This window comes from Mycobacterium sp. 141, from assembly GCF_000382405.1.
Lineage (GTDB): Bacteria > Actinomycetota > Actinomycetes > Mycobacteriales > Mycobacteriaceae > Mycobacterium.
On record NZ_KB908271.1, the window covers coordinates 12,445 to 33,191 of the forward strand.

Genomic DNA, 20,747 nt, shown 5'->3' on the forward strand with positions numbered 1-20,747 from the left:
GGATTGCCTGGTCAGGGCCCTTGCTTGTCAGCCTAGTCGGCGTCGGCGGATTCGGCTTTCGCGTGCTTGGACTCTGTAGCCTTCTTCAGCGAGTCATGCAACGTTTTGGTCGCCGAACTAACCGGATTGTTGGTCTGCGCGCGGTGCTTGCCGACCTTCTGCGCATCGACCGATTTCGTCGACTGCGCGTTCGTCGTGCGAGCCGTCGTGCTCTGACCGCTCTGTGCGGCTGCCCCACCGAAGCGGTTGTTGTTGATTGCGACGCCGGGACCGGACTGCGTGGGGGTCCGATCGTCGGCAAAGACCGAACCGGCGAACGCCAGCGGGCCGGGACCCGCTGCCACGGTGTTCCCGGTGCCGAAGACATTGAACCCGGCGTTGAAGTTGCCGGGTGTGGAATCACTCGCACCGGCCCTGATGACGTTCCCGCCTCCCCCTACGTTCAGGGCGGCGTTCACATTGCTGCTGGGTCCACCCGCAGACAGCTCGTTGGCTCCGCCGAGCACGTTGAGAGCCAGGTTCCGGTTGCTCCCCGGTCCCCCGGACGACAGCTCATTGCCATTGCCGACAATGTTCCTCGCGCCGTTGAAGGACCCGCCTGTCGCCGTGATGGCGTTGTCGCTACCCAAAAAGTTGAGGGCCACATCCGACAAGCCGACCTGGGTGGTGATGTCGTTGTTATCGCCGAACAGGTTTCGAGCGAGATTGCCGGAGCCGCCCTGTACCGTCACGGTGTTGTCGCTGCCGAAGATGTTCCTGGTCGTGTTCGCATTACCGGCTTGTATTGTCAAGTTGTTGTTGTCGCCGAAGGCGTTCCGAGCCCAGTTCGCCACACCGCCGTTCACCGTGACGACATTGTTGTCGCCGAACACATTTCGCGCCCAGTTCACATATCCGGCCTGGGTGGTGACGACGTTGCCGTCACCGAGGATGTTGGTGGCGGTATTGAACAGGCTGCCTGTTGTCGAGACGGTGTTGTTGTCGCCACCGATGTTTGTGGCCCAGTTCGAGATGGCGCCCTCGGCCACAACGGAGTTGTTGCTGCCAAAGGCGCTGATGGCCAAGTTTAAGATCGACCCCGCGCCGGTAGCGGCCGTGTTGTTCATCCCCAGGGCGAATGCCCCGCCAACGGACCCTTCGGCGTGCGCCGACGCGCCGTCGCCGATGGCGACGGCCCAACTCAACAGATTGCTCGTGCAGTCGGCGCTGTTGCCGATGCCGAAGAATGACGCACAGGTCGCATTCGCGATGGGAACTGCCCCTAGCCCGGCGGATGCGAACAACCCGCTTGCGACGGCTCCGGCGGCAATCGTGCGTGTTTTCACCGTGCTGTATGCATTCATTCTTATTCCTACCCATGATGAGACTGTCAGAGCGTCACGCTAGCGCGCAGTTGCCAAGACCGGCGCTAGTTGGCCGAAAACAACGACGAGAATTGCTGTATCCCACGCGGTGGCTTGCCCTCAATTGCCCACGCCGTGCGATACGGAATTGGTCCGTACTGGGCCTGAGATCGCGAATCGTACACCCCCGCACGCCGTTAGCGATCTGCGCCTGGTCGCCGATAGGTGTCCATTTCCCGGCTTGGCCAGCGGCAGCGGCCGCTGAATATAGCGCAAGGCGGCGATCAGCGGGCGCTGTGGCGACGAATGTCTTGGGTTTGCCCCAGCGGCTCCTTGACTCGATGAGCTAGTCGGTCGACGAGAAGATGAGCGATCCAGTACACGACGAACAGCAACAGGCCGGGCGCCACCAGGGCCACACCACCGAAAACAGGCCGGTCCAGAGTAAACCGGGTATTGGAGGCATCGAGGATTCGCTGACTGCGATCCGGCGCCAAGACCGTGCTAGTGCCGACCACGGTAACGGAATGCGCTGGCGTGCAAGGTATGTCGACGAATCTGGCAATGAGCATGCGAAGGATTTTGCCCGCAAGGTCGACGCGACGAAGTGGCTAGACAGCATTACATTATGTCGCGCCTGGTGCGGGAACGGTCACGGTCGGCGAGATGCATACGCAGTGGTTGAAAACACAAGCACAAGTGAAGGATTCAACGAACGCCGCCCCGATCCTCGGCGTCGTCGGTGCACTCCTGGATCACCACACTGATGGAGGGCGGCTCGGAGGCTCCAACGATCGAGGCATATCTCACGCACCAGCAGATAGGCGTCTGCGGTACGCAGAGATGGCTGCGTTGCGGGTGAGGGATTTCGACATGCTTCGCCGCCGGGTGAACCACGAACGGCGGTCAGTGCCGTTCCTGAAGTTCCTCGTCGTCGAGCTGGCTACTCGGATGGAAGGCAAGGGCCCCGACGATCTGGAAACTATTGCGGACAGAGGGTGAACCAGCCTCGTAATATAACAAGGCCCTGACCAGGTAATCCCAGGTCAGGGCCTTGCTTGCACTGTCGGGGTGGCGGGATTCGAACCCACGACCTCTTCGTCCCGAACGAAGCGCGCTACCAAGCTGCGCCACACCCCGCGTGAAGCCACGACAGCGTATCGCACCGGGGCGGTCGAAAGCCAAACGGTCACCGTCGTCGAGTTCGACACCAGGGTCGTTGCCCGGCTGCGATCACGACCCTGGTGTCGAACTCGACGCTCACGCTCCGCCGAGGCATACCTCACGATCCGTCGCGGGATGAATTCGGCGTATCGGTGGCGTTGTGCACACTGAACCCGCCGGCACGACTGGAGACCACCATGACCACCCTGGGCGCCACCTTTTACCTGGGCTTTTTCGCACTTGCAGCGTTGTGGCTGTTCGTGACGGCCGACGGCGCAGGTGATCAGGACCAGGAGCCCGAGCGTTCGAACTCGGCCAGCAGCGCTGCGGGCCCGGACGGATCCAGTCCGTGGGCGCTGAGCCAGTCGTCGTTGAAGTAGGTGTCGGCGTAGCGGTCGCCGCTGTCGGCCAGCAGTGTCACCACCGACCCGCTCTTTCCGTGTTTGACCATCTCGGCGAGCAACCCGAACGCTCCCCACATGTTGGTTCCCGTGGACGGCCCTACTCGTCGCCCCAGCACGGCGCTGACATGGCGGCACGCTGCGACCGATGCGGCGTCGGGCACTGAAATCATGCGGTCCACGACGTCGGGTAGGAACGACGGCTCCACCCGCGGTCTGCCGATCCCTTCGATGCGCGACGAGGCACCTGTGACGATGTCACTGCCCTGCGCATAGGACGGGAAGAACGCGGAGTTCTCGGGATCGACGACGCAGAGCCGGGTCGCGTGGCGTCGGTATCGGATGAACCGGCCGATCGTTGCGCTGGTGCCGCCGGTGCCGGCCCCCACCACGATCCACTCCGGGATCGGGTGGGCTTCCAGCTCCATCTGCTCGAAGATCGACATGGCGATGTTGTTGTTGCCGCGCCAGTCGGTGGCCCGCTCGGCGTTGGTGAACTGGTCGAGGTAGTGCCCGCCGGTCTCGGCCGCGAGCCGTTGCGCCTCTGCGTATACCTGGGATGATTCGGCGACGAAATGACAACGGCCGCCTTGTGATTCGATGAGTGCGATTTTCGACGCGCTGGTGGAGGATGTCATCACCGCGATGAACGGCAAGCCCAGCAGCGCCGCGAAATATGCCTCAGAGACCGCCGTCGAGCCCGACGACGCCTCGATCACCGTGGTGTTCTCGCTGATCCACCCGTTGCACAGGCCGTACAGGAACAGCGACCGGGCCAGCCGGTGCTTGAGGCTGCCGGTGATGTGAGTCGACTCGTCCTTGAGATACAACGCCACGTCGACGCTGTCGCTCCATGCCGTCGGCAACGGGTACCGCACCAGATGGGTGTCGGCGCTGCGGCGGGCGTCGGCCTCGATCAGCTGGACCGCATTGTCCACCCACTCGCGCGGCTGGCTGCGGGACGCCGTGGTCACCGTGCAGAGACGGTCGGCGAGGACGTGCCGGCACGACTGCCGACATGACCACCGCCGGTGGGCGCTGCGACCAGAGTCAGCAGCGTCGCCTCCGGGCGGCAGCAGAACCGCAGCGGGGCGTACGGGGAGGTGCCGATGCCCGCCGACACGTGCAGCGCCATATTGGCCCCCCAACGGGAAGCGCCCTTGGCCCGTGACCGGTCCAGATCGCAATTGGTGACGAGCGCGCCGTAGAACGGAAGGCACAATTGGCCACCGTGGGTGTGGCCGGCGAGCACCAGCTGGTAGCCGTCGGCGGCGAACCGGTCCAGCACGCGTGGTTCGGGGGAGTGGGTCAGCCCGAGCGTGAGGTTCGCGGCCGTGTTGGCCGGTCCGGCGATGGTGTCGTACCGATCCCGCTTGAGGTGCGGATCGTCGACGCCGGCGATCGAGATGTGCAGCCCGGCGACCTCGATATCGCGACGGGTGTGGGTGAGATCCAGCCAGCCCCGCTCGGTGAAGGCCGCCCGCAGGTCCTGCCACGGCAGCGGATCGCCGTGCGCCCGGTGCTGGGGCTTGATCACGTAGTTGAGCGGGTTCTTCAACCGCGGTGCGAAGTAGTCGTTGCTGCCGAACACGAACAGCCCCGGCACCGAAAGCAACTCGCTCAGCGACTGGACGACGGCGGGCACCGCCTTGGTGTGCGCCAGATTGTCGCCGGTGTTGACCACCAGGTCGGGCTCGAGGCGGGCCAGGTCGCGCAGCCAGGCCTGCTTACGGTGTTGACCAGGGCGCATGTGCAGATCAGACAGGTGTAGCACCCGCAGTGGTGATGAGCCCGGCGCCAGCACCGGCATGGTCGCTTCCCGCAGGACGAATGCGTTCCGTTCGATGACGGACGCATACCCGATCCCGGCCACCAACGAGCCCGTGGCGACGGCGGCTGTCTTCTTGACTACCGAGGCTGCTGACATGGTGGCAGCCTACTGCCCGATACTGTGCGCCCACCGCTTCTTGGCCGGTCACAGTCGGCAACTGCACGTCACGATCTGACCGTTACGGCGGCGGCGGTGGTGGCGGCGGACCGAGCACCGGGACGGTGATCGGTGGCAGTCCGGGGATCTCCACGACCGTCTGGCCGAGGTCGGGCGGCGGGCCGCCGGGCATCGGCGGCGCTACCGGTGGAGGCGGTGGCGGCGGTGGTGGTGGCGGGACGCCGTTGCTGATCTGGATCGTGATGATCGAGCCGGGAATGGTCTGCCCACTGGGAGTCGTGCCGACGACCGTGCCGTACTTGGCGGTGCTGTTGACCGAGTTGGTGCCGTCGGCGACCTGGAAACCGGCCTCCTTGAGCCGTTGTCGGGCCGAGTTCTCGTCCATCCCGTTGACAACGGGTACCTGCGAACCGGGCCCGCCGTCGACGTACCGCGGATCGGTGGGCGGTAACGCGATCGGACCGAAGTTGTTGGCGATGGGCTTCATCGCGGTGAACCATGTGCGGGCCGGCTCGTTACCGCCGAACAGGTTGCCGGACCCGCACTGGCGCAGCGGGAACGAGCACAACTCGCTGGGTGTGGACGAGTCGTCGTAGATGTAATTGGCCGCGGCGTACTGGTTGGTGAAACCGAGGAACGCCGACGATCGGTTGTCCTCGGTGGTGCCGGTCTTGCCGGACATCGGCAGATCCCACCCGACCGAGCCCGCCGAGCCCGCCGAGGTACCTGCGCCGCTGTCGTCCTTGCTCATCGCGTTGGCCAGGGTGTTCGCCAGGCCTTCGGGCACCACCTGATCGCAGGTCTCGGTCGTCACCGAAACCTCCTGGCCGTGGCGGTCGACGACTTTGTCGATCGGGTTGGGCGGGCACCACATGCCACCGGAGGCCAGCGTGGCGGCCACATTGGACAGCTCCAGCGCGTTGACCTCGAGTGGACCGAGGGTGAACGAGCCGATGTTCTGCCGCTTGACGAAGTCGGCGAGACTCTCGTTGCTGTCGGGATCGTAGTCGCGTGCGGTGCCGGGCATGGCGTAGGACCGCAAGCCCAGCTTTACCGCCATGTCGACCGCTCGCGGCACTCCGACCTGCGATATGAGCTTGGCGAACGCGGTGTTGGGCGAGGTGGCCAGCGCTTCGGTGACGCTCATGGAGCCCCGGTAGTTGCCCGCGTTCTTCACGCACCAGGTTTCCTTCGGGCAGCCCGGAGTGTCGCTGCTGCCCAGTCCCTTGGCTTGGAAATACCCCGGTACCGGCAGGGTGGTGTTGATGCCCATCCCCATGTCCATGGCTGCCGCCGTGGTGAAGATCTTGAAGATTGAGCCCGCACCGTTGCCGGCGAGAGAGAACGGTTGTGGCTGCATGGTTTCGCCGGCGTCGGTGTTCAGGCCATAGGTGCGGTTGCTGGCCATCGCCACCACCGGGTGCGAGGTCTTGCCCGGCTTGATCACACTCATCACGCTGGCGATGCCGTCGATGCTGGGGCTGGCGATACTGTCGATCGCGGACTTGACCGACACCTGTACATCGGGATCCAAGGTGGTCTTGATCAGATAACCGCCCTTGGCGACCTGCTCTTTGCTGAGGCCCGCCCGGGCCAGGTACTCCAGCGCGTAATCGCAGAAAAACGCCCGGTCGCCTGCGGCGATGCAACCGCGGGGGAGTTGGTTGGGCTGCGGCAGGATGCCCAGCGGCTGCTCCTTGGCGGCCCGCAGCGCCTCGGCCTCCTGGGGGATGTTGTCGATCATCGTGTCCAGCACCAGGTTCCGACGGGCCAGCGCACCGTCGGGGTTGGTGTAGGGGTTGAGCGTGCTGGTGGACTGCACCATGCCGGCCAGCAGTGCGGCCTGCTGCCAGTTCAGTTCGGAGGCGTTGACGCCGAAATAGGTCTGCGCGGCGTCCTGGACGCCGTATGACCCATTGCCGAATGACACAAGATTGAGGTAGCGGGTGAGGATCTCGGGCTTGGTGAACGTCTTGTCCAGCGTCAGCGCCATCCGGATCTCGCGCAGCTTGCGGGCCGGGGTGGTCTCGATGGCGGCACGGCGCTCGGCGTCGGTCTGGGCGACCACCAGTAGTTGGTAGTTCTTCACATACTGCTGCTCAAGTGTGGAACCACCGCGAGTATCGGCGTTGCCGGACAGATAGCCGGAGAGACCGGTCAGTGTGCCCTGCCAGTCCACGCCGTTGTGTTCGGCAAACCGTTTGTCCTCGATGGAGACGATCGCCAACTTCATGGTGTTGGCGATCTGGTCGCTGGGCACCTCGAACCGGCGCTGCGAGTAGAGCCACGCGATGGTGTTGCCCTTGGCGTCGACCATCGTCGACACCTGCGGCACGTCGCCCTCCACCAGTGCGGCGGAGCCGTTGGCAACAACGTCGGAGGCCCGGTTGGACATCAGCCCGAATCCGCCGACGACAGGGAACATGAAGGCGGCCACCAGGACGCTGGCCAGCAGGCAGCACCAGGCGAGCTTGATGACCGTGACCGTGGTCGGCGGTCGCGTCGGCTGGTCCGGCATGGGTATAGAGTAACGACGCTTCCGTGGGGGTTCACCAGCGAGCAGGCCAACGGCGTTACCACGATCTCGCTGGGGAAAGGGCGGAAACGGCGGGAAGCCTCGTCAGACTGCACGGCCGTCCCAAAAAAGTGCCTCGCAAACTGTTGCGTTAATACCCTCTGACCACCTAGCTTGGACACACAGTGCGACCCAGGTAACACACACTGGCGCAATGTGGCGTAGATCGCATCAGCGTTCTACACCGGAGGGCTCACCGTTGGCCATGACGGTCGAGGGTTGGAACGAAGGGATCGCTGGTGTCAGATTCAGGGGCTGTCACGCGCAAGACGACTACGGCCACGCCCAACCCTGCTCATAGTTTGGCACACGGAGCCGAAGCTGAGGCTCGGATCGCATGGGTGTCGCAGGCGCGTTGCAGACAGGCTGATCCTGACGAACTGTTCGTCCGTGGTGCGGCGCAGCGCAAAGCCGCGGTGATCTGCCGGCACTGTCCGGTGATCCTGGAATGCGGAGCCGACGCGCTGGACAACCGGGTCGAGTTCGGGGTTTGGGGCGGTATGACCGAGCGGCAGCGCCGTGCCCTGCTCAAGCAGCACCCCGAAGTAGTTTCCTGGGCCGACTTCTTCGCCGCCCAGCGCAAACATCGCAGCGCCGTTTAGCGCAGCCCTCTAAGCGGGCTCTGCAACGCCGGTGATCTGATCGGCGATCGCCCGCAATGCTTCCAGATCCGACACGTCGAACGGCAGTGACGGCACCCCGACGATGGCGACGTGCGGATTGGCTCCGGTGAATCGGGACAACAGTCGCACTTCACGTTTCGCGGTATGAGCGCGGTCGGCGTGGATACGCAGCACCGCGACAGTCAACGATTCAGGATCGGCTGCCGCCAAGTCGTCGGCGGCCTCTTCGGCCTTGTCGGCGTGCAGATCGCACAGCGTGGGGTGGGTCCGGTTGAGAATCAATCCCGCCAGCGGCATGTTCTCCCCGGCGAGGCGGTCGACGAAGAAGGATGCCTCACGCAGGGCATCGGGTTCCGCGGCCGACACCACGACGAACTGGGTGCCTCGACGTTTGAGCAATTCGTAGGTACGGTCCGCCTTTTCACGGAACCCACCGAAGGTGGCATCCAGTGACTGGACGAAACCTGCAGCGTCGGAAAGCATTTGAGAACCCAGCACGGTCGACAAGGCCTTCATGGCCAGGCCCATCGCGCCGGTGACCAGCCGCCCGATACCCCGGCCGGGTGCCAGCAGCATCCGCCAAAGCCGGCTGTCCATGAAGCTGCCCAGTCGTTTCGGTGCGTCGAGGAAGTCCAGCGCATTGCGCGACGGCGGGGTATCGACGACCACGAGATCCCATTTGTCCTCGGCCAGCAGCTGACCGAGCTTCTCCATGGCCATGTACTCCTGCGTGCCGGCCAACGACGTTGCCACGGTTTGGTAGAACTGGTTCTCCAGAATGGAATCCGCACGACCCGGCCCCGAATACTGGATCACCATCTCGTCGAACGTGCGACGCATGTCGAGCATCATCGCGTGCAGTTCACCGGTGACCTCGGGGGCCAGCGGGACCCGTTGCGGCATGTTGCCGAGATCTTTGATGCCCAGTGCCTGCGCCAGTCGCTTGGCCGGGTCGATGGTGAGCACCACGACGGTGCGGCCGTACTCTGCGGCACGCAGCGCCATCGCGGCGGCGGTGGTGGTCTTGCCGACACCGCCTGCGCCGCAACACACTACGACGCGATTGGAAGTGTCGGCCAGGATGGCGCTCATGTCGAGGGCGGCTGGTTTGGCGCTCATGATTATCGGACCCCCTGGTGGGCAAGTGCTTCGGCAAGCTCGTAGAGGCTGCCCAGGTCGATGCCGTCGGACAACGTGGGCAGCTCCAGACGCGGAACGTCGAGCGCGTCGAGTTGCTCGGCGCTCTCCGCGCGGGCCGCGAGCCGCGTGGCGTGCTGGATGGTCTCGGTGAGCAGACCGGCGAAATCGCTGTCGGACAACGTGATCCCGGCCTTGGCCAGGCCGGCGCGGACGGTATCGGCGTCGATGTCACCCTCGGCCGCCTTGGCCAAGTCGTGAGCAGACAGGTAGGCGGGGATGGTGCGGTTGACGATGACGCTGCCGATCGGCAGGCCCAGCTCGTCGAGCTCCTCGATGGCCTCGAGCGTCTCCTGGATGGGTAGTGCCTCCAACAGGGTCACCAGATGGATTGCGGTCTGTTCGGAGTGCAGCAGCTTGACCACACCGTCGGCCTGCGAGTGCACCGGGCCGCCCTTGGCCAGGTCCGAGACGGCCTTGGTGACGTCGAGGAATCGCGAGATGCGGCCGGTGGGTGGGGAATCCACGACGACCGCGTCATAGGCGATGCGCTTGGCCTTCTGGCTCCGGTCGGTCCGCGTCACAATCTCTTTGATCTTGCCGGTGAGCAGCACGTCGCGCAGGCCGGGCGCAATCGTGGTGGCGAACTCGATGGCACCGATGCGGCGCATCGCCCGGCCGGCCAGGCCGAGGTTGTAGAACATGTCGAGGTACTCCAGAAACGCGGCCTCGATGTCGATCGCGAGTGCGTTGACCTGGCCACCGCCTTCGGCGGTAGCGATCTTGACCTCCTCGTACGGCAGTGGCGGGACGTCGAACAGCTGCGCGATGCCCTGCCGTTCCTCGACCTCCACCAGCAGCACTCGGCGCCCGCCGGCCGCCAGGGCCAGGGCCAGGGCCGCAGCGATGGTGGATTTCCCGGTGCCGCCCTTGCCTGACACGAAATGCAGACGGGCCTTGGTCAGCCGCGACGGCCAGCCGACGTGCTTGGCCGCGCTTTCTGTGGTTGCCACCAATGCATGCTAACTGGGTTATTTTGCTGCACGCGGTGTGCGCGGTTTATTCGTGCGCGGTTGTTTTGGTGCTCCTCACGTGCGCGGCCGTTCTTGGTGCTCCTCACGTGCGCAAGCCAAAGGACGCGCCCGATAAGCTCAGGTCATGAGCGAACCAACCCGGTGGGAGTACGCAACCGTGCCGTTGCTGACGCACGCCACAAAACAGATTCTCGACCAGTGGGGTCACGATGGCTGGGAGCTGGTTGCAGTGTTGCCCGGCCCGACCGGTGAACAGCATGTCGCCTACCTGAAGAGGCCGAAGTGACCATCTCGCAGCGACTGACCGAGCTGGGTATCGAGCTGCCCCAGGTGGTGGCGCCGCTGGCCGCCTATGTGCCGGCGATCCGGACCGGGAATCTGGTGTACACCGCCGGACAGCTGCCCATCCGGGACGGCGAGCTGGCGGCGACCGGCAAGGTCGGCGCGGAGGTGAGTCCCGAGGAGGCAAATGCGCTGGCCCGGCTCTGCGGGCTCAACGCGCTGGCTGCGGTGCACGCACTGGTCGGCATCGACTCTGTCGTCAAGGTCGTCAAGGTGGTCGGCTTCGTCGCGTCGGCTCCCGGCTTCGGCGGTCAGCCCGGCGTCGTCAACGGTGCCTCCGAGCTGTTCGGTGACGTGTTCGGTGCGGCCGGAGCGCACGCCCGCTCTGCGGTTGGTGTGTCGGATTTGCCGCGCAATGCCCCGGTGGAAGTCGAGATCATCGTCGAAATCGCGTGACCGGGCACCCGGCGTACGGGCTGTTGAGGCCCGTGACCCCGTCGGCCTCGGTGCTGCTGTGCAACAACCCGGGTCTGATGACTCTTGAGGGCACCAACACCTGGGTCTTGCGTGCGCCGGGCAGTGCCGAGATGGTCATCGTCGACCCCGGCCCGGACGACGACGAGCACATTGCGCGCATCGCCGAGCTCGGCCGGATTCCACTGGTGCTGATCAGCCACAAGCATGACGATCACACGGGTGCCATCGACAAGCTCGTCGAAATTACCGGGGCCACGGTTCGATCCGTGGGCAGCGGGTTCCTACGCGGCCTCGGTGGCCCGCTGTCCGAGGGTGAAGTGATCGAGGCGGCCGGGCTGCGGATCGGCGTCATGGCCACGCCCGGGCATACCGCTGACTCGCTGAGCTTCGTGCTCGACGATGCCGTGCTGACCGCAGACACCGTGCTGGGCCGAGGCACCACCGTCATCGACACCGAGGACGGCAGCCTCCGTGACTATCTGGAGTCGCTGCGCCGCCTGCAGGGGCTGGGTGCGCGCACGGTGCTGCCCGGCCACGGTCCGGAACTGGGCGACCTCGCAGCCGTGACCCAGATGTATCTGTCCCATCGCGAGGACCGGCTCAATCAGGTGCGGGGTGCGCTGAGGAAACTCGGTGACGAAGCGACCGCGCGCCAGATCGTCGAGCACGTGTACACCGATGTCGACAAAAAACTGTGGCCTGCAGCCGAATGGTCGGTGCAGGCCCAGTTGGACTATCTACGCGCTTAGCGGGCTCGCTGTGCTGCTGCCTCGCGCTAGCGCGCTCGGCGGGCCAGGCGCTCGCTGTCGGAGATCAGTACGCTCTTGCCTTCCAGGCGGATCCAGCCGCGGTGGGCGAAGTCGGCCAGTGCTTTGTTGACTGTCTCGCGCGAAGCGCCGACCAGCTGGGCGATCTCTTCCTGTGTCAGATCGTGGGTCACCCGCAGTGCGCCACCCTCCTGGGTGCCGAATCGCTGGGCGAGCTGCAGCAGCTGCTTGGCGACGCGTCCGGGCACGTCGGTGAAGATCAGGTCGGCCAAGTTGTTGTTGGTACGCCGGAGACGACGGGCGAGCACGCGCAGCAGTTGCTCGGCAATCTCGGGCCGGTCGGCGATCCAGGCGCGCAGCGCATCGCGATCCATCGACACCGCACGCACCTCGGTGATGGTGGTGGCGCTGGATGTCCGGGGGCCCGGGTCGAAGATCGACAGCTCACCGAACATGTCCGAAGGACCCATAATGGTCAGCAGGTTCTCCCGGCCGTCGGGTGAACGGCGGCCGATCTTCACCTTCCCGGAGATGATGATGTACAGCCGATCGCCGGGCTCGCCCTCGGCGAACACGGTATGTCCGCGCGGGAAGTCGACAGGCTGCAGCTGCTTGGTCAGCGCCGATACGGCAGTGGGTTCGACCCCCTGGAAGATTCCGGCCCTGGCCAGGATCTCGTCCACGTTGTTCCTCTTAAGGTGTTTGGTGGTGTTGACCCTCTATTGACAATTCATGATCAGTCTAGAGGTACGCGGTTTCGCGACTAGCCCACGCTACACACGATTGGCATGCCGAGACGGGTGAAATCCGGGATTCGTGGCGTGCTGGCTGTACACCCGTGTCGGCAAACGGTCACCGTCGCGGCTGGTGGCCAACGACTCGATGGCCAGCTGACCCTGCTGGAGCCGTCGCTGCAGACCGTTGATCGCATCGCGTTGACCGGTCGGACGCTCGGTGGTGAGCCAGTTCTCGAGCCGACCCAGCCCGATCGCGGCCAGCATCAGCGCGGCGGGGATGAGCGCCACCAGCAACCACGACACAAGGGTGTAGTAAACACGGCGTAGGTCTCAGCGAGGTCACGAAATGCCACCAGGTCCGCTGCCTGGTGTGTCGGCCGGTGTCAGTACCCTGGCAAGGGTGAGCGCGGGTGCCGTCCGAGCAGGGAAAACAACCCGTCCCAAGAAATGGGACACCGAGACGCACCTTGGCCTGGTTCGTCGCGCAAGACGCATGAATCGTGAACTGGCCCAAGCCTTTCCGCACGTGTACTGCGAGCTCGACTTCACCAACCCACTCGAGCTGGCCGTCGCCACCATCTTGTCGGCGCAGAGCACCGACAAGCGCGTCAACCTCACCACCCCGGCGTTGTTCCTCAAGTACCGCACAGCGCTGGACTACGCGCAGGCCGACCGTGCCGAGATGGAGGAACTGATCCGGCCGACCGGTTTCTACCGGAACAAGACCACCTCGCTCATCAGGTTGGGCCAGGAGCTGGTTGCCCGGTTCGACGGCGAGGTGCCGGCCACCATGGAAGAGCTGGTGACCCTGCCGGGTATCGGTCGCAAGACCGCCAACGTCATCCTGGGCAACGCCTTCGACATCCCGGGTATCACCGTTGACACCCACTTCGGTCGGCTGGTGCGACGGTGGCGCTGGACTGCCGAGGAAGACCCGGTCAAGGTCGAGTTCGCGGTCGGCGAGCTGATCGAACGCAGCGAGTGGACGCTGCTCAGCCACCGCGTGATCTTTCACGGCCGTCGGGTCTGTCACGCGCGCAAACCAGCGTGCGGGGTGTGTGTGCTGGCCAAGGATTGCCCGTCGTTCGGCACCGGCCCCACCGATCCGCTCATCGCTGCTGCGCTGGTCAAAGGGCCGGAGACCGAACATCTGCTGGCACTGGCCGGGCTCTGAGGCCGGTCATGCGAGTCTCGACCCGGTGGACCATCGCGGTGCTTGTGGTCCTGGTGGCGTTGGGGACGGCGTTCTGGATGCAGATGCGTGACGTCCCGGCCACCGGTGTGGCACCGGCAACCGCTCGCGATCACCGCGACGCGGACACCCCGCAGGCCCTGGCGGGTCCGCGCGCTCAAGCAGCCTTGCCGCCGTGCCCGGCTCCCGGACCGGGGTCGGGGCCGCAGGCGCTGGCCGGCATCACGCTGCAGTGCGCCGGTGACGGCGCGCCGGTCGACGTGGCTCGCGCGCTCGCCGGCCGCACCGTGGTGCTGAACCTGTGGGCGTACTGGTGCGGGCCGTGCGCCGACGAACTGCCCGCGATGGCCGAGTATCAGCGTCGTTCCGGGGACGATGTCCTGGTCGTCACGGTGCATCAGGACGAGAACGAGGCGGCCGGGCTGCTGCGGCTTGCCGACCTCGGTGTGCGGCTGCCGACCCTGCAGGACGGCCGTCGGCGCATCGCCGCCGCGCTGCGGGTACCCAACGTGATGCCTGCGACGGTGGTGCTGCGCGCGGACGGTAGCGTGGCCGGAATCCTGCCCCGGTCCTTCGCCAGCCCCGACGAGATCGCCGCGGCGGTCTCGGAGAAACTGGGTCCGCGAAATTAGGGCGAAGCTGCCGCGCGAGCAGATAGGAGCAGCGGGTTGACTTCCAGGCTCGACGAGCTGAATCCGGATGCCGCACCCGCGTGGCTGCGGCCCCTGGTGGACAACCTCGGCGGGGTGCCCGAGGCATATCGCCGGCGGGTGCCGCCGGACGTGTTGGCAAGCATCGTCGAGTTGGACAAACAGGCCGTCACGGCCGGTGTCCGGCGTGATGCCGCGGTGCTGGTGTTGTTCTCCGGGCCGGCCGACGTCTCGGCGCCCCAGCTTCCCGGTGACGCCGATCTGTTGGTCACGGTTCGTGCCTCGACGCTGCGTCACCACGCCGGGCAGGCCGCTTTCCCCGGCGGCGCCACCGATCCCGTTGATGCCGGGCCGGTGTCTACCGCGTTCCGCGAAGCGTGGGAGGAAACCGGTATCGACACCGGACGGCTGCGTCCGCTGGCCACCCTGGAGCGCATGTTCATCCCGCCTTCGGGATTTCACGTCGTTCCGGTGCTGGCCTACTCACCGGATCCCGGTCCGGTGGCCGTCGTCGATCCCTCCGAGACCGCGGTGGTCGCTCGGGTGCCGGTGCGCGCGTTCGTCAATCCGGAGAATCGGCTCATGGTCTGTCGGGAATCCGACACCCGGCGGTTCGCCGGCCCGGCGTTCCTGCTCAACGAGATGCTGGTGTGGGGCTTCACCGGGCAGGTCATCTCGGCCATCCTCGATGTCGCAGGCTGGGCGAAGCCGTGGAACACCGGCGACGTACGGGAACTCGACGAGGCAATGGCGCTCGTCGGGCATCCGAACAGCTACGGTGAAGCGCAACGTTGAACTGGAAGTAGATGACACCTTCGCTTTGGCTTGACCTCGCCATCATCGGCATCGCATTCATCGCCGCCATCTCCGGGTGGCGTTCCGGTGCGCTCGGCTCACTGCTGTCCTTCGTGGGCGTGGTGCTCGGCGCGGTGGCCGGCCTCCTGTTGGCCCCGCACATCGTCAGCCACCTCGACGGGGCGCGGACCAAGCTGTTCGCGTCCCTGTTCCTGATCTTGGCGCTCGTGGTGATCGGCGAGATCGCCGGTGTGGTGCTTGGTCGCGCGGTGCGCAGCGCGCTCCGTAATCCGCTGCTCCGGGTGTTCGACTCGGCGATCGGCGTAGCCCTGCAACTGGTTGCCGTGCTGGTCGCGGCCTATTTGCTGGCCACCCCGCTGACCTCGTCGGACCAGCCGAACCTGGCTGCGGCGGTTAAGGGTTCGCGGGTGCTGACCGAGGTGGACAGTGTCGCTCCGTCATGGTTGAAGTCGGTGCCGACGCGACTCTCCAGCCTGCTGGACACCTCGGGATTCGATGTGTTGCAGCCATTCGGCCGCACCCCCATCGTCAACGTCGACGCCCCTGACGCGAGCCTGGCCAACGACGCGGTCGTCGCAGCCACCCGGCCGAGCGTCGTCAAGATCAAGGGCGTCGCACCGAGCTGCCAGAAGGTGCTGGAGGGCAGCGGATTTGTGGTGGCGCCCAACCGGGTGATGTCCAATGCGCACGTGGTGGCCGGGGCGGACAGCGTGACCGTCGAGGCCGACGGCAAATCCTACGACGCGAGCGTCGTGTCCTACGACCCCGACGCCGACATCTCCATCCTGGACGTGCCCAACCTGCCGGCCGCCCCTCTGAGCTTCGCCGAAGAGGCGGCCCCGCAGGGCACCGACGCGGTGGTGATGGGTTATCCGGGCGGCGGCGACTTTCTGGCCACTCCCGCGCGGGTCCGCGAGATCATCGAGCTCAAGGGTCCTGACATCTACCGGACCACCACCGTGACCCGTGAGGTCTACACGGTGCGGGGCACGGTGCGGCAGGGCAATTCGGGTGGACCGATGATCAACCGGGCCGGCAAGGTGCTGGGCGTGGTGTTCGGCGCGGCCGTCGACGACGCCGACACCGGGTTCGTTCTGACCGCGAAGGAAGTCGAGCAACAGTTGACCAAGATCGGCAATACCCAGCGGGTGACCACCGGGACCTGCATCAACCCGTGATCAGCGGTCGCCGAGCTGTGTGAGGAAGCTGCGCAGCTCCTCGTTGACCGTGTCCGGGTCCTCTTCGTGACCGAAATGCCCGATGTCGGCGAGTGACACGTAACGGCCGTGCGGAGCGTAGTGCTGGGTTCGGTAGACCGGATCGGCCAGCACGTACGGATCGGCGTCACCCCGCACGTGCAGCACGGGCACGTTGATCGGGCGCTTCATCGACCGCATGAACCGCCGGCCTTCACCGCGCAACTGGCTGCGCACCGCCCAGCGCTGGTACTCCAGCGCCGAATGAGCTGCGCCCGGAATCTGAATGGCCCGCCGCAGGTGTTGTACGGTCTCGGAGAAGTCTTGGCTGGCTTGCCATTTGGCGCCCGCCCGGCTGCGTACCAGACGCTCGAGTCCCGCGCCGTCGTGACGGGTCAACGCGTGTTCGGGCAACATCGGCACCTGGTAGCGCATGAGTGAGGGCAGCAGGGCCCGTCCCTGGTCGCGGCGGGTCAGGGCCGACGCGCGCAGCGCCACCGGATGCGGCGAGCTGACGAGGGCGATGGCGCGCACCACCCGCGGGTGCAGCACCGCCGTTGCCCAACACACCAGGCCACCGTCGGCGTGGCCCATCAGCGTCGCGGTCTTGTGACCCAGCGCGCGCACCAGGCCGGCGGTGTCACCGGCCAGGGTCCAGCCGTCGTAGCCGCGCGGTGGCTTGTCGCTGTCGCCGTAGCCGCGCAGGTCGACCGCGACGACGCGGGCGTTGGGTAGTCCGGTGAGCTGATGCCGCCAGGACCACCAGAACGAGCCGAACCCGTGCAGCAGGATCACCAGGGGCCGGTCAGCGTCCGCGGTGTCCGAATTGCCGTCGTTCCCACGGTCGGGCTGCGAGCTCTCGCCCTCGTGTCCATGGTCGGGCTGCGAGCTCTCGCCCTCCACCACATGGAATCGAATGCCGTTGGCGTGCACCTGCAGGTGCCGCCATGGCCCGTCGATCCGGGTGATCGACGGGTCGGGCGGGGGCACTACCAGCCCGATGGGTCGGTCGGGGTCGGTTTGGCCTGTGCCGCCTCGGCCGTGGCCAGCGCTGCGGGCTTGTCGTGCCCGGGTGTCAGTGCCTCACGGGTCTCTTTCACCGATTCGATGGTCTGCCGCGGTCCGCGAATGCGTCGCACCTTGAGGAAGCCGAACAGTGCCAGTGCCACGGTGGTCAGCACCATGATCCCGAACACGATCAGGAACGCCGCCCAGCGGTACAGCCAGGTGTCGAGCAGTTCCGCCACGAAGAAGAAGAAAAAGAAGGTCGAGTAGAACAGCACGACCAGCGCGGCGATGAAGAAGATGCTGCCGGTCAGGCCTTTCTTCACGTCGCGGGTGATCTCGGCCTTTGCCAGTGCCACCTCGGCGCGAACCAGTGTCGAGACCTGAGCGGTCGCATCTTTGACCAGATCGCCGATAGACGGGTCGGGCTTGGGCGCATGTGGATCTACCAGCGGGATCGAAGTTACCGTTGCCGGAATGCCGGTCCTGCGGTCGCCGATGGTCACAGAAGCTTCCTCCCCGGGTCCGACGCCTGGTCGCCGTGATGTCGATGTCGTCGCGGTTCATGTTGCCATGCGGTGGCTCGGATAACGATGCCGGCCGACGTGTCTGGGCCCAAGCTAGGATGCGGGTAACCCTTGGGGTGCGCGGGTCGGGCCCGTCGATCGGAGGACACTTGGCGAGCAGACACCGCCGGAAGTTTGTTGTCGGGACATTGATCCTCGCGCTGGTCGCGTTGCTCACACCGGGCGTTGCACACGCCGATCCGGTGGTGCTCGGCGGAGGTTCGGGCATCGTGATCGATGGCGACACGTTTTGCACGCTCACCACCATCGGGCATGACAATGCCGGCAGGCTGATCGGCTTCACCTCGGCACACTGCGGCGGTCCGGGTGCAACAGTTGCGGCCGAGGACGCGACCGGCGCCGGACAGCTCGGCACCATGGTCGCCGGCAACGAGATGCTCGACTACGCGGTGATCCAGTTCGACCCGCAGAAGGTCACGCCGACCAACAACGTGAGCGGTTTCCAGATCGACGGCCTCGGCCCGGATCCGGTGTTCGGCCAGATCGCCTGCAAACTGGGCCGCACGACTGGCTATTCGTGCGGCGTCACGTGGGGGCCAGGGCAGGACCCGGGGACCATCGTCAACCAGGTGTGCGGTCAGCCCGGCGATTCCGGCGCGCCCGTCACGGTGGACAACAAGCTGGTGGGCATGCTGCACGGCGCCTACACCGACGATCTGCCGACCTGCGTGGTCAAGTTCGTGCCGCTGCACACGCCCGCGGTGACGATGTCGTTCAACACGCAGCTCGCCGACATCGCCGCCAAGAACCGGCCCGGCACCGGTTTCGTGCCCGTCTCCTGATCCCCGGGTCGGCGTTACTTGCTGGCGCGGATGGCCTCGAACACGCTGGGGTCGAGCAACGTCGAGGTGTCGCCGAGCTCGCGGCCCTCGGCGACGTCGCGCAGCAGGCGGCGCATGATCTTGCCGCTGCGGGTCTTCGGGAGCTCGGGCACCACGTGGATCTCGCGTGGCTTGGCGATCGGTGAGATCTCCGTGGCCACCTGGACGCGTAGCTCCTCGATCATGTTCGCGGCGCCGCCATGGGCGCTTTCCTTGAGGATGACGAAGGCGCAGATGGCTTGGCCGGTGGTCTCGTCAGACGCGCCGACGACGGCGGCCTCGGCGACACCGGAATGCCCGACGAGCGCCGATTCCACTTCTGCGGTCGAGATGCGGTGGCCCGAGATGTTCATGACGTCGTCGATGCGGCCGAGCACCCAGATGTTGCCGTCAGAGTCGTAGCGCGCGCCGTCACCGGCGAAATACCAGCCCTGCTCGGCAAACCGCGACCAGTAGGTCTCCTTGAACCGCTCCGGATCACCCCAGATGCCGCGCAGCATGGCCGGCCACGGCTGATCCAGCACCAGGTATCCCGTGACGTGCTCGGCTTCGTCGGCGCCGGGCACCAGCTCGTTGCCGTTGTCGTCGACGATCTTGGCCGCGATACCCGGCAGCGGGGTCATCGCCGAACCGGGCTTGGCGGCCGTCACGCCCGGTAGCGGGGAGATCATGATCGATCCGGTCTCGGTCTGCCACCACGTGTCCACGATCGGGGTGCGGTTGCCTCCGATGAACTCCCGGTACCAGCGCCACGCCTCGGGATTGATGGGCTCGCCGACCGAACCCAACAGCCGCAGGCTGGTCAGGTCGTGGCTCTCGGGCAGCACGCGACCCCACTTCATGAACGTGCGGATCAGCGTCGGTGCCGTGTAATAGATTGTGACACCGTACTTTTCGATGATCTCGAAATGTCGGTGCATGGTGGGTGACGCAGGGGTGCCCTCGTAGACCACCTGCGTGGCACCGTTGGCCAGCGGGCCGTAGACGATGTAGGTGTGCCCGGTAACCCAGCCGATATCGGCTGTGCACCAGTACACGTCAGTTTCGGGCTTGATGTCGAAGACGTAGTAGTGGGTGTAGGCGGCCTGGGTCACGAACCCGCCCGAGGTGTGCACGATGCCCTTGGGTTTGCCGGTGGTACCCGACGTGTACAGCAGGAACAGCGGCTGCTCGGCGTCGAACGCTTCCGGGGTGTGCTCAGGCGATGCGTTGTCCACCGTCTCGTGCCACCACAGGTCCCGGTTCGGGTGCCAGTCGACGTCAATCCCGGTGCGCCGCACCACGAGAACGTTCTGCACCGACGGTTGGTCGGCGACCGCCTCGTCGACCGCGGACTTCAACGCCGCGGCCGCCCCGCGGCGGTACTGCCCATCGGTGGTGATGACGAGCTTGACTTGCGCATCTTCGACGCGGGCCCGCAATGCGCTGGCGGAGAACCCGGCGAAGACGACGCTGTGCATGACACCCAGCCGCGCACATGCCAGCATCGCGACGATGGCCTCCGGAACCATGGGCATATAGATGGCGACCCGGTCACCGGCGGTCAGCCCGAGATCGGTCAGTGCGTTGGCCGCACGGCACACCTCGTCCTTGAGTTGGGCGTAGGTGACGTCGCGCGCATCGTCGATCGGTTCGCCGACCCAGTGGATCGCGACCCGATCGCCGTTGCCGGCTTCGACGTGCCGGTCGACACAGTTGTAGGCGACGTTGAGCTTGCCGCCGACGAACCACTTCGCGAACGGAGCCTCCGACCAGTCCAGTACCTCGGTGAACGGGGTCTGCCAGGACAGCCGGTTGGCCTGATCAGCCCAGAACGCGAGCCGGTCCTGCTCGGCCGCGGCATACAAGTCGCCCGTCGCATTGGCGTTGGCCGCGAAGTCGGCGGGCGGGGGATAGGCTGACGGAGCTTCGGCATGCGTCACTGACGGGTTCGACATAGGTGTGAGCCTAGTCACCAAACGTTGCATGGGCGTTGGAGACTCACATCGCCGT

The 20,747-nt window shown here is 65.9% G+C and carries 22 protein-coding genes and 1 tRNA gene; 10 read left to right on the forward strand and 13 right to left on the reverse strand.

Annotated elements, in window-relative coordinates; all coding sequences use genetic code 11:
• Window positions 1-32 precede the first annotated feature (32 nt).
• Together H276_RS0118350 and H276_RS25720 are read right to left on the reverse strand one after the other, a co-directional pair.
• Window positions 33-1,343, reverse strand: coding sequence for a hypothetical protein (locus H276_RS0118350; protein WP_019972748.1), 1,311 nt, complete (start codon window positions 1,341-1,343; stop codon window positions 33-35).
• Window positions 1,344-1,627: 284 nt separating this feature from the next.
• Window positions 1,628-1,915 (reverse strand): hypothetical protein, encoded by a 288-nt coding sequence (locus H276_RS25720; protein ID WP_019972749.1) that lies wholly within the window; start codon window positions 1,913-1,915, stop codon window positions 1,628-1,630.
• Window positions 1,916-2,186: 271 nt separating this feature from the next.
• On the opposite strand from H276_RS25720, the gene H276_RS24850 reads away from it, so the two are divergent.
• Entirely contained in the window at window positions 2,187-2,345 is a 159-nt protein-coding gene (locus tag H276_RS24850) for a hypothetical protein (RefSeq protein ID WP_019972750.1), read from the forward strand.
• A 64-nt stretch (window positions 2,346-2,409) separates the two neighbouring features.
• On the opposite strand, the gene H276_RS0118365 is transcribed toward H276_RS24850, so the two are convergent.
• From H276_RS0118365 to ponA2, 4 genes are all read right to left on the reverse strand, one after another.
• A tRNA-Pro gene (locus H276_RS0118365) sits at window positions 2,410-2,483 on the reverse strand.
• Window positions 2,484-2,790: 307 nt separating this feature from the next.
• Entirely contained in the window at window positions 2,791-3,882 is a 1,092-nt protein-coding gene (locus H276_RS0118370) for a PLP-dependent cysteine synthase family protein (protein ID WP_019972751.1), read from the reverse strand.
• Window positions 3,879-4,835, reverse strand: a complete 957-nt coding sequence (locus tag H276_RS0118375; RefSeq protein ID WP_019972752.1) for a metallophosphoesterase — start codon at window positions 4,833-4,835, stop codon at window positions 3,879-3,881. The genes H276_RS0118370 and H276_RS0118375 overlap by 4 nt, the downstream gene beginning before the upstream one ends.
• Window positions 4,836-4,917: 82 nt before the next feature.
• Window positions 4,918-7,374: a transglycosylase/D,D-transpeptidase PonA2 gene (ponA2, locus tag H276_RS0118380; protein WP_019972753.1), complete on the reverse strand. Its 2,457-nt coding sequence runs from the start codon at window positions 7,372-7,374 to the stop codon at window positions 4,918-4,920.
• Between the two features lie 359 nt (window positions 7,375-7,733).
• Between ponA2 and H276_RS0118385 the strand changes: the two genes are divergently transcribed.
• Window positions 7,734-8,033: a WhiB family transcriptional regulator gene (locus H276_RS0118385; RefSeq protein WP_165606267.1), complete on the forward strand. Its 300-nt coding sequence runs from the start codon at window positions 7,734-7,736 to the stop codon at window positions 8,031-8,033.
• A gap of 9 nt (window positions 8,034-8,042) precedes the next feature.
• Here H276_RS0118385 and H276_RS0118390 read toward each other — a convergent pair whose 3' ends face one another.
• Together H276_RS0118390 and H276_RS0118395 are read right to left on the reverse strand one after the other, a co-directional pair.
• Window positions 8,043-9,173, reverse strand: coding sequence for an ArsA family ATPase (locus tag H276_RS0118390; protein WP_019972754.1), 1,131 nt, complete (start codon window positions 9,171-9,173; stop codon window positions 8,043-8,045).
• Window positions 9,174-9,175: 2 nt separating this feature from the next.
• Window positions 9,176-10,207: an ArsA family ATPase gene (locus H276_RS0118395; RefSeq protein ID WP_196807952.1), complete on the reverse strand. Its 1,032-nt coding sequence runs from the start codon at window positions 10,205-10,207 to the stop codon at window positions 9,176-9,178.
• Window positions 10,208-10,349: 142 nt separating this feature from the next.
• On the opposite strand from H276_RS0118395, the gene H276_RS24855 reads away from it, so the two are divergent.
• The 3 genes from H276_RS24855 to H276_RS0118410 are packed head-to-tail and all read left to right on the forward strand — an operon-like array spanning window position 10,350 to window position 11,733.
• Window positions 10,350-10,511 (forward strand): DUF4177 domain-containing protein, encoded by a 162-nt coding sequence (locus H276_RS24855; protein WP_019972756.1) that lies wholly within the window; start codon window positions 10,350-10,352, stop codon window positions 10,509-10,511.
• Window positions 10,508-10,963, forward strand: a complete 456-nt coding sequence (locus tag H276_RS0118405; RefSeq protein WP_019972757.1) for a RidA family protein — start codon at window positions 10,508-10,510, stop codon at window positions 10,961-10,963. Before H276_RS24855 ends, H276_RS0118405 begins: the two co-directional genes overlap by 4 nt.
• Window positions 10,960-11,733: an MBL fold metallo-hydrolase gene (locus H276_RS0118410; protein ID WP_019972758.1), complete on the forward strand. Its 774-nt coding sequence runs from the start codon at window positions 10,960-10,962 to the stop codon at window positions 11,731-11,733. Before H276_RS0118405 ends, H276_RS0118410 begins: the two co-directional genes overlap by 4 nt.
• A 26-nt stretch (window positions 11,734-11,759) precedes the next feature.
• Here H276_RS0118410 and crp read toward each other — a convergent pair whose 3' ends face one another.
• The gene (crp, locus tag H276_RS0118415) at window positions 11,760-12,434 is read right to left on the reverse strand and encodes a cAMP-activated global transcriptional regulator CRP (protein WP_003883807.1); all 675 of its coding nucleotides are present in this window, start codon (window positions 12,432-12,434) and stop codon (window positions 11,760-11,762) included.
• 90 nt (window positions 12,435-12,524) lie between these two features.
• Window positions 12,525-12,791, reverse strand: coding sequence for a hypothetical protein (locus H276_RS0118420; RefSeq protein WP_019972759.1), 267 nt, complete (start codon window positions 12,789-12,791; stop codon window positions 12,525-12,527).
• Between the two features lie 190 nt (window positions 12,792-12,981).
• On the opposite strand from H276_RS0118420, the gene nth reads away from it, so the two are divergent.
• From nth to marP, 4 genes are read left to right on the forward strand one after another with little or no spacing between them, the layout of a single operon-like run.
• Window positions 12,982-13,662, forward strand: coding sequence for an endonuclease III (gene nth / locus H276_RS0118425; RefSeq protein ID WP_019972760.1), 681 nt, complete (start codon window positions 12,982-12,984; stop codon window positions 13,660-13,662).
• 8 nt (window positions 13,663-13,670) lie between these two features.
• Window positions 13,671-14,312 carry a TlpA disulfide reductase family protein gene (locus tag H276_RS0118430; protein WP_019972761.1) on the forward strand — a complete coding sequence of 214 codons (642 nt, stop codon included), beginning with the start codon at window positions 13,671-13,673 and terminating at the stop codon, window positions 14,310-14,312.
• Window positions 14,313-14,348: 36 nt separating this feature from the next.
• Window positions 14,349-15,125 (forward strand): CoA pyrophosphatase, encoded by a 777-nt coding sequence (locus H276_RS0118435; RefSeq protein ID WP_019972762.1) that lies wholly within the window; start codon window positions 14,349-14,351, stop codon window positions 15,123-15,125.
• Between the two features lie 11 nt (window positions 15,126-15,136).
• Window positions 15,137-16,324: an acid resistance serine protease MarP gene (gene marP / locus H276_RS0118440; RefSeq protein WP_019972763.1), complete on the forward strand. Its 1,188-nt coding sequence runs from the start codon at window positions 15,137-15,139 to the stop codon at window positions 16,322-16,324.
• Here the strand turns inward: marP and H276_RS0118445 are convergent, their stop codons facing one another.
• Together H276_RS0118445 and H276_RS0118450 are read right to left on the reverse strand one after the other, a co-directional pair.
• Window positions 16,325-17,332, reverse strand: coding sequence for an alpha/beta fold hydrolase (locus H276_RS0118445; protein WP_019972764.1), 1,008 nt, complete (start codon window positions 17,330-17,332; stop codon window positions 16,325-16,327).
• Entirely contained in the window at window positions 17,332-17,853 is a 522-nt protein-coding gene (locus H276_RS0118450) for a phage holin family protein (protein WP_019972765.1), read from the reverse strand. The genes H276_RS0118445 and H276_RS0118450 overlap by 1 nt, the downstream gene beginning before the upstream one ends.
• 170 nt (window positions 17,854-18,023) lie before the next feature.
• On the opposite strand from H276_RS0118450, the gene H276_RS0118455 reads away from it, so the two are divergent.
• Window positions 18,024-18,716 (forward strand): S1 family peptidase, encoded by a 693-nt coding sequence (locus H276_RS0118455; RefSeq protein ID WP_026357164.1) that lies wholly within the window; start codon window positions 18,024-18,026, stop codon window positions 18,714-18,716.
• Window positions 18,717-18,730: 14 nt separating this feature from the next.
• Here H276_RS0118455 and acs read toward each other — a convergent pair whose 3' ends face one another.
• Entirely contained in the window at window positions 18,731-20,692 is a 1,962-nt protein-coding gene (gene acs / locus H276_RS0118460) for an acetate--CoA ligase (RefSeq protein ID WP_019972767.1), read from the reverse strand.
• Window positions 20,693-20,747 lie beyond the last annotated feature (55 nt).